The organism is Paenibacillus apiarius, from assembly GCF_017052585.1.
Classification (GTDB): Bacteria; Bacillota; Bacilli; order Paenibacillales; family Paenibacillaceae; genus Paenibacillus_B; species Paenibacillus_B apiarius.
Genome location: NZ_JAFFHZ010000002.1, coordinates 379360 through 391919 on the forward strand (window position 1 = coordinate 379360; position 12560 = coordinate 391919).

General features: G+C 42.6%; 16 protein-coding genes and 1 pseudogene. 7 read left to right on the forward strand and 10 right to left on the reverse strand.

Annotation, left to right across the window (positions count from 1 at the left end):
• Positions 1-18: 18 nt before the first annotated feature.
• Together JSQ80_RS27720 and JSQ80_RS27725 are read right to left on the reverse strand one after the other, a co-directional pair.
• Positions 19-261, reverse strand: a complete 243-nt coding sequence (locus tag JSQ80_RS27720; protein ID WP_206098005.1) for a hypothetical protein — start codon at positions 259-261, stop codon at positions 19-21.
• 108 nt (positions 262-369) lie between these two features.
• Positions 370-825 carry a hypothetical protein gene (locus JSQ80_RS27725; protein WP_206098006.1) on the reverse strand — a complete coding sequence of 152 codons (456 nt, stop codon included), beginning with the start codon at positions 823-825 and terminating at the stop codon, positions 370-372.
• A 299-nt stretch (positions 826-1124) separates the two neighbouring features.
• Here JSQ80_RS27725 and JSQ80_RS27730 point away from each other — a divergent pair, with 299 nt between their 5' ends.
• Complete coding sequence (locus JSQ80_RS27730; protein ID WP_206098007.1) at positions 1125-1463, forward strand: PAS sensor protein; 339 nt, start codon at positions 1125-1127, stop codon at positions 1461-1463.
• 914 nt (positions 1464-2377) lie between these two features.
• On the opposite strand, the gene JSQ80_RS27735 is transcribed toward JSQ80_RS27730, so the two are convergent.
• Positions 2378-2866, reverse strand: a complete 489-nt coding sequence (locus tag JSQ80_RS27735; RefSeq protein WP_206098008.1) for a hypothetical protein — start codon at positions 2864-2866, stop codon at positions 2378-2380.
• 339 nt (positions 2867-3205) lie between these two features.
• Positions 3206-3475: a hypothetical protein gene (locus JSQ80_RS27740; RefSeq protein ID WP_206098009.1), complete on the reverse strand. Its 270-nt coding sequence runs from the start codon at positions 3473-3475 to the stop codon at positions 3206-3208.
• Positions 3476-3612: 137 nt separating this feature from the next.
• Between JSQ80_RS27740 and JSQ80_RS27745 the strand changes: the two genes are divergently transcribed.
• The 4 genes from JSQ80_RS27745 (at position 3613) to JSQ80_RS27755 (ending at position 6850) form a co-directional block, all read left to right on the forward strand.
• On the forward strand, positions 3613-4047 hold the full coding sequence (locus JSQ80_RS27745) for a hypothetical protein (RefSeq protein ID WP_206098010.1): 435 nt from the start codon (positions 3613-3615) through the stop codon (positions 4045-4047).
• Between the two features lie 382 nt (positions 4048-4429).
• A complete protein-coding gene (locus JSQ80_RS30230) occupies positions 4430-4771 on the forward strand; it encodes a YhjD family protein (RefSeq protein ID WP_472850244.1) in 342 nt (113 codons plus the stop codon).
• A 190-nt stretch (positions 4772-4961) separates the two neighbouring features.
• On the forward strand, positions 4962-5297 hold the full coding sequence (locus JSQ80_RS27750) for a BLB8/JUQZ-1 family protein (RefSeq protein WP_206098011.1): 336 nt from the start codon (positions 4962-4964) through the stop codon (positions 5295-5297).
• A 242-nt stretch (positions 5298-5539) separates the two neighbouring features.
• The gene (locus JSQ80_RS27755; RefSeq protein ID WP_206098012.1) at positions 5540-6850 is read left to right on the forward strand and encodes an IS4 family transposase; all 1311 of its coding nucleotides are present in this window, start codon (positions 5540-5542) and stop codon (positions 6848-6850) included.
• A gap of 645 nt (positions 6851-7495) precedes the next feature.
• On the opposite strand, the gene JSQ80_RS30160 is transcribed toward JSQ80_RS27755, so the two are convergent.
• A complete protein-coding gene (locus tag JSQ80_RS30160; RefSeq protein WP_418888912.1) occupies positions 7496-8092 on the reverse strand; it encodes a transposase in 597 nt (198 codons plus the stop codon).
• 52 nt (positions 8093-8144) lie between these two features.
• Positions 8145-8758, reverse strand: a pseudogene (locus tag JSQ80_RS30165) (IS110 family transposase).
• Between the two features lie 194 nt (positions 8759-8952).
• Between JSQ80_RS30165 and JSQ80_RS27765 the strand changes: the two are divergent.
• Positions 8953-9570: a hypothetical protein gene (locus JSQ80_RS27765; RefSeq protein WP_206098013.1), complete on the forward strand. Its 618-nt coding sequence runs from the start codon at positions 8953-8955 to the stop codon at positions 9568-9570.
• 243 nt (positions 9571-9813) lie between these two features.
• Here the strand turns inward: JSQ80_RS27765 and JSQ80_RS29890 are convergent, their stop codons facing one another.
• The 4 genes from JSQ80_RS29890 to JSQ80_RS27785 all read right to left on the reverse strand — a co-directional run bounded on the left by JSQ80_RS29890 (position 9814) and on the right by JSQ80_RS27785 (position 11579).
• A complete protein-coding gene (locus JSQ80_RS29890) occupies positions 9814-10746 on the reverse strand; it encodes an N-acetylmuramoyl-L-alanine amidase (RefSeq protein WP_206098014.1) in 933 nt (310 codons plus the stop codon).
• The gene (locus JSQ80_RS27775) at positions 10730-11206 is read right to left on the reverse strand and encodes a phage holin family protein (RefSeq protein ID WP_206098015.1); all 477 of its coding nucleotides are present in this window, start codon (positions 11204-11206) and stop codon (positions 10730-10732) included. Before JSQ80_RS27775 ends, JSQ80_RS29890 begins: the two co-directional genes overlap by 17 nt.
• A gap of 77 nt (positions 11207-11283) precedes the next feature.
• The gene (locus JSQ80_RS27780; RefSeq protein ID WP_206098016.1) at positions 11284-11421 is read right to left on the reverse strand and encodes a hypothetical protein; all 138 of its coding nucleotides are present in this window, start codon (positions 11419-11421) and stop codon (positions 11284-11286) included.
• Positions 11421-11579 (reverse strand): hypothetical protein, encoded by a 159-nt coding sequence (locus JSQ80_RS27785; RefSeq protein ID WP_206098017.1) that lies wholly within the window; start codon positions 11577-11579, stop codon positions 11421-11423. Before JSQ80_RS27785 ends, JSQ80_RS27780 begins: the two co-directional genes overlap by 1 nt.
• Before the next feature lie 566 nt (positions 11580-12145).
• Between JSQ80_RS27785 and JSQ80_RS30170 the strand changes: the two genes are divergently transcribed.
• Complete coding sequence (locus JSQ80_RS30170) at positions 12146-12466, forward strand: tyrosine-type recombinase/integrase (protein WP_418888916.1); 321 nt, start codon at positions 12146-12148, stop codon at positions 12464-12466.
• Positions 12467-12560: the final 94 nt, after the last annotated feature.

The following is a 12560-nucleotide window of genomic DNA, read 5'->3' on the forward strand; positions in this document are numbered from 1 at the left end:
TATCTATACGACCAAAACTCATTTTTCCAACGTAGGATCTACAAGATAAATACTATATACATCTGATGGATCATGGAAAACTTTCGCTTCGATTACAAAAAAGAGTGTAGCAACTGCAGGAATATATAAGTTTGGAATATAACGTACTTTACCGTCTTCAACTGCGTATAGTTTGGTGGTTTCCGTCCCATCTTTGTAACGAATTATAATACCTAAATCATAATTTCCTTCACCAGTCTTATAAAGCAATAAATTTATCACCTTATTTTGTCCTGCCGTATTTGTCCACTTATACCAATCGACATCCGTGCTGTTCGTTAATGACATGGAACAAAATAGTCGCTGAATAATCAGCGACTCCATCAAAAGTCAAGGACTAATTACAAATGCATCGAAATTGATCGGAAACTCAGATTTATTAATATAGTACATACTATATGTCCCAGGAGATAATGTAGCAGGGCCATTGTAAAACTCACCATTTACAATGACGGGCACGAATGAGCCGGTGCTATTGTTTTGTAAAATGTAGTGTGCGGAAATAGGCTTCCCTTTATCTGAATCATTAGCAGGATGTTGGAAAACTCGAAATGTCACCGTGTGTTGAAAGTTGAGCGTGAATGTCCCGCCTACTTTTGTCATATTTCCCTCTTTGTAAAGATTTCGATGCCAAAAAGTATAGATCACACTCTCTGCAGTACTTTCTTTTTGGGAAACAGTTGAGATCTGATTGTGAGTCTCAGCAGGGTTAGTCTGCGCAAAAGCGGTCTGAGAAATTGCAGCAACACTTGAAGCTACCAATAACAAAGCTAAAATCTTTTTCAACTCCACTCACTCCTCTGAAATGAAAATGATTTCCTTTACCTGTATCAAGATATTAAATTAATTTGATTGTTATTCCTTTTATAAAAATAATTTACAAAATCATACTTTTCCTTGTATAGAACCCTGTTTATCTTATCCAATGATGAAAAATGCCACCGGTTATTGGACGGCTTAGTTTTCTATTGCTATGGAGCTGCCCTTTATGATAAAGTGGCCAGCAACCATTTTAAGCATATTATTCAAATTAGAACATATGGATAATATTGTGTTAATAAATTTGAATATGGAAGGGGATACTCATGCGTTTCAAAATCTTGTCAGTTGTATTGTCAGGCATGTTGTTAGCAAGTGCGATTGTACCTGCGGCCGGTGCAGCCTCGATCCTTGCAAAGGGCCAGAACTCATCAGTATCAGAAAACTATGCAATCAACTGTACTGAACGAGAAGTAAGGACATATAATAAAAAGCTCTACCCGACAACATCATCCATCCCGCAAGTTTATCATTACAACGACGGAAAATATTCTGGACAACTTAATATAACAACCGTCATTTCGTATGGAGATGGAGTTGGAGAGTGGTGGGGTGTTACTTATGAAGGCCCTGTTTATCCAGTCTATCGTATTTATCCTGTTTAATTTTGAAAAAATGCCGCCCTATTTCAGGGCGGCTATGGTTATTTGCATTACCTTTTCAGAGGTTTCTTCTGAAATTATGACTTGTTCATTAGATAACTGGCTATATTTAGCCCCTATCTTTCTTTTCTATCTTCACTAAGCTTCTAAAAGCGCCAAAGTATACGTTTCAAGAGCAACGCCGCTCCTGAAGCACTTGCAAAATAGTTAAAAGCCTCTGATTATTCAGCTGCTTTTACACCTGAATATATTTGGAAAGCATCAATTTCGGATGGTCAAAGTCGAGGATTTGCCATGGTATGTGCGACGATGGGACTCGCCACCCCCGTTGAGGTGATAATCAGTCTCTCTGTTTTCACCGATAACGCCCACGAAGCAGTAACTGAAGTATAAAATATTAGCGATCCTGTACCTGTTCTTGCTTATAATGTTAACCCACCATTTTCAAATAATCCTGCCGGGTTATCTTTTGTCGTAGATACTTATATAGTCAGTTAAAAGAGGTGAAGATATCGCCTACAGCAGCGGATATTCCAAGCCTCTATGTTCCGCTCAAATCCGAGCGCAACCTCTGGCGCCTTCTGCGTTATCTATAACCACGCCGTCTCTGTTGAGGGGGCATCCCCCTAAATCGCACTCGATAAACCATCAGCGCCCCCCACAATAAAAAAGAAAATTGATGATTCAGCTTTAAGTCAAAGTGCGCAATTTCAACTTAGTGTGCAACTTGTGGAAATTTACAAATGCTCTTAACCGCTCATGCGGCAAAATTACAAGACCGCGGGGATATAGAGGAAATTATACGATTAAAAAATCCCTAAATATCTCATTTAGTCGTCGTTGTTGACCTAGAGTCGAATAGATATCAAAAAAAGGACAGTGTCTAAGCACCATCCTCTTAACCTAAAATTACGATACTACAAATAACCTCGTAACTGTAGCAATTGAAGATATTTCACATAATAGTTGTTCTCCAGCGAACATTTTTCTTGGGAAATACCCAGCATAATAGTGAGATCGTTGACTAAAGCCGTACAAATTCCTTGCACTGTGTAATTACTCATTGTTTCACCATCATCACTTATCAGAATTACACGGAGTAATTCTCCTGCTTTTATTTTACTCCAATCGGTCTCATGTGAGTTTGGTGATCGACCATTCTTGTATTCTTCATGAAACATTTTATCCGTCTCACTAAAAACTCGTTTCAAAATCTCTTTTTCATCAATTTCGAAACACTTACATATCTTTTCATAATTCCCTTGCCGATCATATTGCAAGTCACTTAATGATGACTTAGGGATCTCTTTGGCAGAGTATCTTTCTTTTAACATTCTTTCAACTGCAAGATTAGTATATGTAAGCGGAAATTGTTGTTCAATGAATTTTTTGTGAAGTTCCTTCACCTAACTACACCTCCGCTTGTTTAAAAGAACGAATGTCCACCCACACGATTCCAAGTGTGAAAATGATAATAGTAACCCAAACCCTAAGCCAGCGCCCTCAATCTCTGGTCCTACAGGTTCTTTTCCTCCCCCTGCTTTTTTAGCTACCAGAGCAGCGTCTCTTAACCGCGACACTCTCTCAAAAAGCTGGACCAATCCATAGGTCTCCTTGCATTATTTTAGCATAATAGTGATCGTATTTGTTATTATTTCTAAGGTTTGGCGCCGCGATAGAATCTGTTTTAGCGAAGTCGATTTCATTTATTGCTACAACAGCCGCAGTCAAAAGTAAAGCTTCGATCAATTTTGCCCCTGTTTAAAGAATTTATAAAAAAAAAGATGAGGATTGACTTCAGTCGCTTTATATGTAGTCATTGTAAGCTCTTTTGTTGCTTGCTCTTGTACCGAAATTCCAACTAAACCATCAACTTCTGTCTTTAATCTAATTTCTTTCTCATTGTTTACGAGAACTTCCACTCCATCAAGTTTCTTAAATCCTTCTGCTTTAATAGATGAAGGATTCATAGGGCCTAGAAAAATAAATATAGTTTCTAATCTTTTGGTTTGCATCAATGAAACTCTAGCGAAACAAAATGTTTTATTTGGGATATTTGTAAATTATTTGATTTTAAGCAAGCTATATGGTAGATTAGATTTAGAACATCATCATTGTACAGTCACCTAAATTATTTTAGGAGGTTGTGTAAATGAAAAAGTTGCTTCTTACTTTAACCGCGGTGGCTACAATACTTGCAGCAATTCCTGTTTCTGCCTCTGCTCAGCCAAGTGCTATTACTGATGATTTTTCTGTCACGGAATATAGTACAATGGAGGAATTGGATAAAGTAGATGATGTGATGCCTGATGAAGGCGAATTCAAAGGCTCATTTTACTATGAACCTAGTTATGGCAATGAGATACGTTTCCATTTGAACGACACAGACAATGTAGGTATGACTATTAAAATTTATAATGAAGATAATAAACAAGTCTCAACCGGAAAAACCACAAAAGGTAACAAGTTTCGCTTAACAAAATCTTTTAGACCATCGAAATCATACAAAGGTTTCTATAGATATATCATTGTTCCGAAAGATGGCGGAAGTGGACATAAATTCGAGTTTGCTGCTAGAGCTTTTTAAATCAAAAAAGAGCCGCGGGATCTATCCCGCGGCTTTTCTAATTGCTCATAGCTATAAATTTCAATTCTGTTGGTTTGTACAATGAAGATCCTTTATAAAACGACAATATTTACAGATAAACTTTTTGTGTTTCATTGCATTGTATTCATCTTTTCCTTATTCGTGTTAGTTGAGGCTACCTAGATCGTTGAGCTTCATAGTAATCTGTTGCATTGGACACTGAAAAAAGGAAATTGTATTGTTCTATGGAATATTCTTTTGCTTTAACAACAAAAGCCTCCGCAGTCGCTCCTACAGGAGACATGTTAACCACCTCGTAAACAAGAACATTTGTTCTTGTTATATCCGGGAGAAAGTAAATTAGTAAAGCCCGCTTGAGCTAATCAAGTCTTACCTGCTCCTTCCAATGATACTAACGGTATTTGAGCGAGATTCGAAAATAATCGATGAGTCCGTGAAGACTCCGGGGCCGTACACTGATATGATTACGCGGGCGATGGACTGCACCACAAAGGTGCTCTCTGAGGTTCAACGGGAGTTTCGTCAACGCGGGATCAAGGTTTATGAGGTGAACCGTGATAATGAAGGGATACGAGCTGAGTTTGTATGCCGTGGTTATCATGGTGATTTCCGCATGTTGTGGGCGTTGATAACTGCAGAGGTGGGCGTTCGAATGCGGGCTTATATGGGGTTAAGTTTGTCAAATGGGGTAGCAAAGAAATAAAGAGCCGTTCGGAAATATCATGCGGTTTTTCTAATTACTCACAGATTTAATTTCAATTCGGTTGGTGCAACAAAAATATTTACATTGGAATTTATGTTAAATATTTGATTTTTTATAGTATGTGTGGTAGATTGGGTTTATAGCATCATCATCGTTACAGTCACCTACAATATTTTAGGAGGCGTGTATCATGACGAAAAAGATTTTTGCTTTAACCCTTGCTTCTGTGATGTTGCTGTCTTCCCAAGTCGCTATGGCGGCACCAACACCAACGAATAACAATATTGATAAAGCACAACTACAACATTCTGTTACGGCATCAAATGATATCGAAGTTAATCTTAATTTAAGAGTAGGTGAGGGAAGACAGTTAACTGGAAGTAATTTTTGGGTAGGTGTCGGTAGCAATCTAATCTATTTAGATATATACGGTAACCTACTCGCCCTCGAGCCTGGAATGGCTACTGTAGTCGCAGATCACCCAAATGGAGACAGAATCTATTATTATGTAACAATTACAAATTAATACAGCCACATTGTCTTTTTCTATATTTAAGAGCCGGGGGATGCTTTGATATGCTCCCCTTAAAGTCAATGTCATTAAGTTAACTACTTTAGAATCCCGATTGCCACAAGATTTATGGTAATTGGGATTTCTCTATTGATTAGGTAGACATAAAAAATACTTCACAAAAAGAAAAAAACACTTGACAAAGCTGGGAAATCGGCGTCCAATCCTTAAAGACACTTTTCAAGGAGGAACGCTGAATGAAAACGACGCTTAGACCTTCAAAAATCAAGGAAATTTTATCAAACAATATCAAATCAATGGCAGCTACACTGGATGACTATGTTAGGAGACCTGGTCACGACTTTTCAAGAAACCGAAAACTAACTTTCGAGACTATGCTTCAAATGCTAATCGGTATGGGAGGGAATAGCCTTTGTAAGGAACTCTACGAATGGTTTTCTTTTTCTAAAGATACAGCATCGGTTTCAGCCTTTGTCCAACAACGCGAAAAAATATTGCCAAGCGCTATAGAAACCTTATTCCACAGATTTGTTGCATCATGCGATGAAAGCGTGTTGTTTAATGGGTATCGCTTATTTGCAGTAGATGGTACTGACTTACGACTGCCTACAAATCCGAACGATTCAGAATCGTACATGAAAAATGAGAGCAATACTAAGGGGTATAATTTAGTCCATATTGACGCCATGTATGATTTGATGCGGCATGTTTATGTAGATGCGTCTGTCCAACGGAAAAAAGGGATGAATGAACACAAAGCCCTTGTCACTATGGTAGATCGATCTAATTATTCAGGAAAAGTCATAGTTATAGCAGACCGAGGCTATGAATCTTTTAATAATATAGCCCATTTTCAGGAAAAATCATGGAATTACATTATACGTTCAAAGGAGTCTTACGGAATCATTTCTAAGTTAGCTGTACCAGACCAGGCCGAGTTTGATATCCAAGTCACACTGTCGCTAACAATACGACAAACTAAGCAAACCTTGTCCTTGTTGAAAAAAGACCCTGTCCGATATCGTTGGATACAGCCACATACAACATTTGATTATCTTTATCCAAAAGATGATCGCCTATACGATTTGTGCTTCAGAGTTGTCCGCTTTGCCATTTCTGATGTATCATATGAAACAGTTTTTACAAATTTAGATTCCGGGAATTTCCCGCCTGATACAATTAAAGAACTCTACAATAGGCGTTGGGGCATAGAGACCTCCTTCCGAGAACTCAAATATGCTGTAGGGTTAGTGAATCTACATAGTAAAAAGCCGAGTTCCATGCTACAAGAAGTATTTTCTCGTTTCATCCTTTACAACTTCTCTGCCTTAATTGCACATCAAGCTCAGATTCCCAATGAAGCAACCAAGCGAATCAACTTCTCGGCTGCGATGCTTATTTGTAGGCAATATTTTAGGGATAAACTCTCAGAAGATAGTCTTCTTGATCTGATTGCAAAACATCTATCTCTAATACGGAAAGGCAGAAAATTCCCACGATTCCAAAACCCAATATCTGCTGTTGGGTTTACCTGTAGGGTTTCATAGACAACTCCAAGTTGAGAGTGACTACGTCACAGATGCAGGTAGTGCATCTGTATTTGTCATGCCAGAAATATAAAATTAGCGGACGACTAAGCTTATAGTCATTCACCTATTTTACATCCGCAGGTCATTACTCTATTAACTTAATGACATTGCCCTTAAAGTAGACAGGTGAAATAACAAAAACCTTCTGCTATAAGGGGAGCTTTTAGCATGCGGAAAAAATGGAATGCGCAAGCGAAACTGGTGGTGTTACAGGAACTCCCTCGGTACGATTTAATTTTCTCACGAATGCTCGCTTATTCGCAGGATTTCACCCTTGCCAGAAATCCAGAAAGATAGTAAATGGAAGACCATAGAAGACCAGGATAACATGAAGGCGCGAGGAAATAGAGGGGGAGGTCGAAACCCCATATCCTTCCATATACTGCACGCATTCTCCACGCCGCCCCTGGAGGTTATCACTCCCATGTCTCAACGGGTCTATGCCCTCTCATTCCTTCGTTACACCTGTCCAAGGGGTGGAGGCCGGTCTAGCTAACGGTACGGGTCGGTGCCCTTTGGTTGAATACATCCGGTACTCTGTGCTTTCTTTTTGAAATCCCGCGAATAAGCCAAAATTCGTACGACGAAATGGTAGGATATTGCTTAAGCTGCTAGTTGAATTGGTATTGTTTTATGAGGTTTGTAGGCTTCACGGCTCCGAGCCATTCCAACGAGTATTCGAGCTAATTTACCACATAGCTTCATAAGAGACCTCATTTTCTTCATCTTTTTTATCTGTACATTGTACGCGTGCATGGCTTTGAATTCCGGATTGTTCGCCACTAAACTCATGGTCATCATGAAGATGAAACGGCGGAGGCGAGATCGTCCTCGTTTACTAATTTTCATCTGTCCAGTCCATTTTCCTGAGCTTGCTTCCGCAAGGTTGAGGCCAGCATGTCGCAAAAGTGCATTGCCGTGAACAAAGCCGCTTAAATCTCCTGCCTCACCAAGAATACCGGCCAGTGAAATGGCGCTAATCCCTTTGACAGCAAGCATAGACTTGGCAAAGGGAATACGATCCAACACGGCGATGATCTCCATTTCAACCGTTTTGAGCTGCAGGCAAGCAAGGTCGTACTCATCGAATAATTGCTTTAAGTGAAGCTTGTAGGCATTCGTGGCTTGTTTAGAACCAACGGAACAGCTAGCAAGCGCGATGAGAGCACGAGCTTTTCGCTCACCAGAATGACGCTTCATCAGCGATTTCCACCCTTCAATGATATCTTTAGGCTGTAGTTTACGAATTTCTTCAGGCGTAGGGAAAAGACGAAGGGTGGCCCAACGAACCGGTGCACATCAGGCTCTTAAAGACCTGACGCAGCTCCGGGAAAACAATGTCTACCCAACGATGGATTTGGTTTTTGGCACTAACGAGTCTCGTTACGACAGAGTCCCGATTTGAGAGAAAGACTCGAAGCTCTTCAAAGGCTTCGGGCGTGTTACGAGTGAATGAGTAGTAGCCATTCTTAACCATGTCGGCTATGACTAGCGCATCTTTCTTGTCGCTTTTGGATGGTGTATTGTCGCGGTTTTCTTAACCAGGTGTGGATTAACAAGAACGACTTCAAACTGGCGCTCGGAGAGCCACCTGGAGAGATTGAGCCAGTAATGCCCGGTAGGTTCCATGCCAACAATGGCTGCCGTTAGTCCATGAGCGGCTTGCAGCGAAAGGATCCACTGGAGAAGGCTGTGAAAGCCTTCTTCATCATTTGACAAGGATAAAGGATTACCGACAACAATTCCACGAAAGTTAACAGCACGTGCGACATGCATTTGCTGAGCGATGTCGATCCCGACGACGAGATGCTGAGCAGTAATTTTTTCAATGAGTTGATTTTGTTTGTCCTGCGATTTAAACTTCATAGTAGAGCGTCCTCCTAGATGATGGGATTTTAAGGGCTATGACCCGTTGCGTACTCCCATCGTACCGAGGCGCTTTTCTTTTTTCAAAGACGAAATTAATCCATCTACAGGAATGCTAACGGGACAACAGCTGACTTTTATAAAGGAGGCAGTCAAAAAATTGATACCAAAATCAGATTGGGGAGCAATAAACAATGGGAAACGAAATGGTGATAATTAAAAATAGGAGCCAATTTGAAGAGGTTGCTGCACTAGCTGAGGATATGGTACTTTGCGAGTCGCGGTTGCCTGACCAAGTGTTTCGGGATTGCTTCGATAAGTTTAGATTTGAAGAATTTGATTGGGCAATGAGCGCCGATTTTTGGCCTTTCCTTCAAGAGATTGCAGCCAAATCGCATGATCCTTACATTGTTATGGGAGTTATTGAGCCAAGCCCGACAGACTATTTTTGTAAAGAGTTCGGATGTTATAACTGGTTTCAGTTACCTGTGACTATGTCTGGCGGTGACTATTGGAGTGTATTGGAGTTGGCACCGGCAGGCAGTCCCGCTGATGCATTGCTATTTAACTCAGATGTGGTCGTGTGGCTCTCACCTTCTAAGAACTGGGCGATTTGGGGTGAACGGTCGAATGGTCTCTGTGTCCTGGCTACCCGGACAATAGACTCCTTCCGAGTTAATCATTCCTGGCGGTCAGCGGATGAAGCGCTTCAGGGCATCATTCCGATGCATTTTTCGAATGGGATCGTTTCAACAGATTTCGCCCGTACGTTACGTGTGAATTACCCTGAACCGGAGTCACCTATACGTTGATTCGGAATACGGACTATTTTGATGATTCGTCGGCATGAATCTGACAAATAAGATAAGAGCCGCAGGATCATTCCCGCGGCTCTTTTTCGTGTGGTAGCGATTCAGCACCGGCCCTTATTTCCCCGAAGACTTCAACAATCTATCCAACACCACGGCCACCTCTGCTCGCGTAATCGGGTTCGGCGCAAATCCAGTGTTACGGCCATTCATGATTCCCGCGTCCATCACACGTCGAATAGACACCTACGCCCAGTGCCCTTCATAATCCTGCTGCTTCGGTTTCTCCATTGCTTGTACCTCCTTTAAATACTGCACTAATTTGTGTCCATATGATGCAGCTGGCGCCAATTTACCACCCAACGCCTCCACCGTCTTGGCCGTTTCGAATAGATACGCAAAATGACGAGGATCGGGCGTGCCCGAGCGCGGATAGCCAGCGGCACCCGCATAAAGCGCCAGATGATCCAAGTGGGCCGTAATGCCCTCTTTCCAGTCTCGGAACCGTTTGTGCGCCGATGCCTGCGTATCCCCGCCGCCAGCGGTGATTTTTAGCCCGCATGGATTACAATAAGTCGCGTCGATGCCTGCTGCGCTTTTCCCGTCGCGGTACAAATACCCGGTTTCGTGCCCGAATTGGACGTAAGCAACCGCAGGGTCTACGCCGCCGCGCTGCGGCGCCAACTCCCAATATAGATCGGCGAGCTCGACAAATTCAGCCGGGGCGTTCTTCGATCGGGCCCACGCCTTCGCCTGCGCCAGCGTAGCAGATGCCTTGCCCAAGATGTTTGTCGCCCCATTGGCTGGTGGCTTAGGCTGCTGCTTGTCCAGCTCCTTCTCTATCATTTTCATAAACTCCGCCCAGCGCGGAATGATACGGCTCGGACATGCCTTACCACTCCAGCGCTTATGCGGGACAACCTTATCGATGGCCAAGCCATGTCGCTTACATAGCGTGGCAATCAATCCCGCCGCTCGCTGCCATGCCTTCGCCTCGTCCATCCCCTTGAACATGCAAACCTCAATGCCGATGGATGTCGTATTGCCGGCGTTGGTCCCCGCATGCCAGCCCTGCTCGTCGTCACGTAGATGTTGATAAATCTCGCGGTCGTCCACGGTATAGTGCCAGCTTGCCTCCCGGCCGTCGGGAAGCAACCGTTGCTTAATTTCGAGTGTCATGATCATCTACTTCCTTTCCTTTATCATTCAGTTGTTCAAGGAATGCAACTAACTTCGAAGGTAAGTCAACGCCGTAAACTCCCAAGTTTTCAACGACGGATAACCCCTCACGCCCAGCGTAAAAGAATATCGCGATGGTCCGGAAGAGAAGTGAACCAGGTTGTATCCAAGAATCAATCAGAGCGGCTAGGCCGATCACGAACAGAATCGTAACTTTTCGGATTCCTCCCCAGAACATAACCTCGCTGTTCACGGTTTTTGTTTTTATGGCCCCGAGAAGGCCCCTAATGTAATCAGCGAGCATAAGGACAAGCAAAAATATCAAAGGCTTATTCCAACCGCCGAGCAACGATCCAAGCGTCCCGATAAACGCAGTGCCGGCCCCCAATGTAGCCTCTTTGGCATTTGCTCCAGCAGCAGCCGTCCACACCGTAAGTCCTAATTCTTTCAAGTGATTCATACTTTTTCCCCTCAAATTTAAATAGCCCCCGGGTATCCCGGGGGCATAAAAATAGCGCCTGCTCTATGGCTAGGCGCTTATTGTTTCGGCATAGCTACGATTTGTTGACGTTCTTCTTCAGTGATAAAAAGAGGTACATACTTTTTCAGCCTTTCCTCATCTGCAAGCTCTTTCTTCCAACAATCTACAAGGAAATCAAGAAAAGGACTTTTCATTACTCCTTACCTCCCGTATGCAGTGCAATTTGCTCCATTAGGCCCAGAACTGTAGCTTGCAGTGCATCAATCTGCTGTTGCTCTGGTGAAGACGGTCGAACCGGATTGACGACGTATTTTTCACGCGCAGCCTCATATTCCTCCGTTGTGATTGACACAATATCTTCGTGTTTCGGGATATCCTCCTGATTCGTAATTACGTAACAGACTCGTTCATTTCCCGGATAGATTTGACTACCCGGAATGAATTGTGAAATGTCTAATCCTTTGCAATCGACTGCCCCACACCTTCAGGCAGCAGATTCATATTTTTAATCCTTGCATCTGTGTTTCCTGCTTGTCATCGTGCTGCTAGTGCGGCGAGATACATGCCCATGACAGCCGTAAAACTACTAGTACTCAGTAAACTACTACCCACGCCGTTCCTGTTCCAACGAATCGTGCCGGAATTCCCGCCAGTTGGAGAAGAACCCATGCATAGGCGTTGAGTTTAAAGGGACCAGAAAGAAGAAAGGTATAAAGTTTATAGAATCGAGCGACATTCCCGGATTCTTGCAAGCAGCGCACCAATACGGATATATTTACTGGATATTCTTAAAGCTACTAATCGAGACCGGTCTTTACTGCAAAGGACAAAAGCGAACTGTTCGGGGATACCAAAACATTTCGATCCACACGTACAATTACCATGAGTCAATCGCTTTCTAATGACCTGCGCTATCATATGAACTGGCAAAACCAAAACAAGCTTGCTCTTATTAACGCATACCATCACGATCTTAATCTGGTGCTGTGCCGTGAAGACGGCAATTTCATGCCGAAATCCTCTCTTTTTAATGCCTTCTCAAGGATTTTAAAACGTGCAGGACTACCGCCGTTGCCGATCCACTCGCTTCGCCACACACACGCCGTCATATTGCTAGAGAGTGGCGCCGATATGAAGTATGTCCAGGAAGCGACTCGGTCATGGAAGTATCCAAATTACATCGGACGTATACGCCCAACATCTCAAAAAAACTTGAAGCGGATAATATCAGAAATATGAAGAAAGCATACAAAACATTTTTCGCTTATAATTTTTTTTTGGGGGGGCGTTTGGGGGGCATCTCTCCCCACGCCGCAAAAATCCTCTCCGTGCC

What these genes read in the sequence shown, in the direction of transcription:
- JSQ80_RS27730 (WP_206098007.1), top strand. Translation starts at nt 1,125, where the DNA reads ATGCGTTTCAAAATCTTGTCAGTTGTATTGTCAGGCATGTTGTTAGCA.
- JSQ80_RS27740 (WP_206098009.1), bottom strand. Translation starts at nt 3,475, where the DNA reads ATGCAAACCAAAAGATTAGAAACTATATTTATTTTTCTAGGCCCTATG.
- JSQ80_RS27745 (WP_206098010.1), top strand. Translation starts at nt 3,613, where the DNA reads ATGAAAAAGTTGCTTCTTACTTTAACCGCGGTGGCTACAATACTTGCA.
- JSQ80_RS27750 (WP_206098011.1), top strand. Translation starts at nt 4,962, where the DNA reads ATGACGAAAAAGATTTTTGCTTTAACCCTTGCTTCTGTGATGTTGCTG.
- JSQ80_RS27755 (WP_206098012.1), top strand. Translation starts at nt 5,540, where the DNA reads ATGAAAACGACGCTTAGACCTTCAAAAATCAAGGAAATTTTATCAAAC.
- JSQ80_RS30160 (WP_418888912.1), bottom strand. Translation starts at nt 8,092, where the DNA reads ATGAAGCGTCATTCTGGTGAGCGAAAAGCTCGTGCTCTCATCGCGCTT.
- JSQ80_RS27765 (WP_206098013.1), top strand. Translation starts at nt 8,953, where the DNA reads ATGGGAAACGAAATGGTGATAATTAAAAATAGGAGCCAATTTGAAGAG.
- JSQ80_RS29890 (WP_206098014.1), bottom strand. Translation starts at nt 10,746, where the DNA reads ATGACACTCGAAATTAAGCAACGGTTGCTTCCCGACGGCCGGGAGGCA.
- JSQ80_RS27775 (WP_206098015.1), bottom strand. Translation starts at nt 11,206, where the DNA reads ATGAATCACTTGAAAGAATTAGGACTTACGGTGTGGACGGCTGCTGCT.
- JSQ80_RS27780 (WP_206098016.1), bottom strand. Translation starts at nt 11,421, where the DNA reads ATGAAAAGTCCTTTTCTTGATTTCCTTGTAGATTGTTGGAAGAAAGAG.
- JSQ80_RS30170 (WP_418888916.1), top strand. Translation starts at nt 12,146, where the DNA reads ATGAACTGGCAAAACCAAAACAAGCTTGCTCTTATTAACGCATACCAT.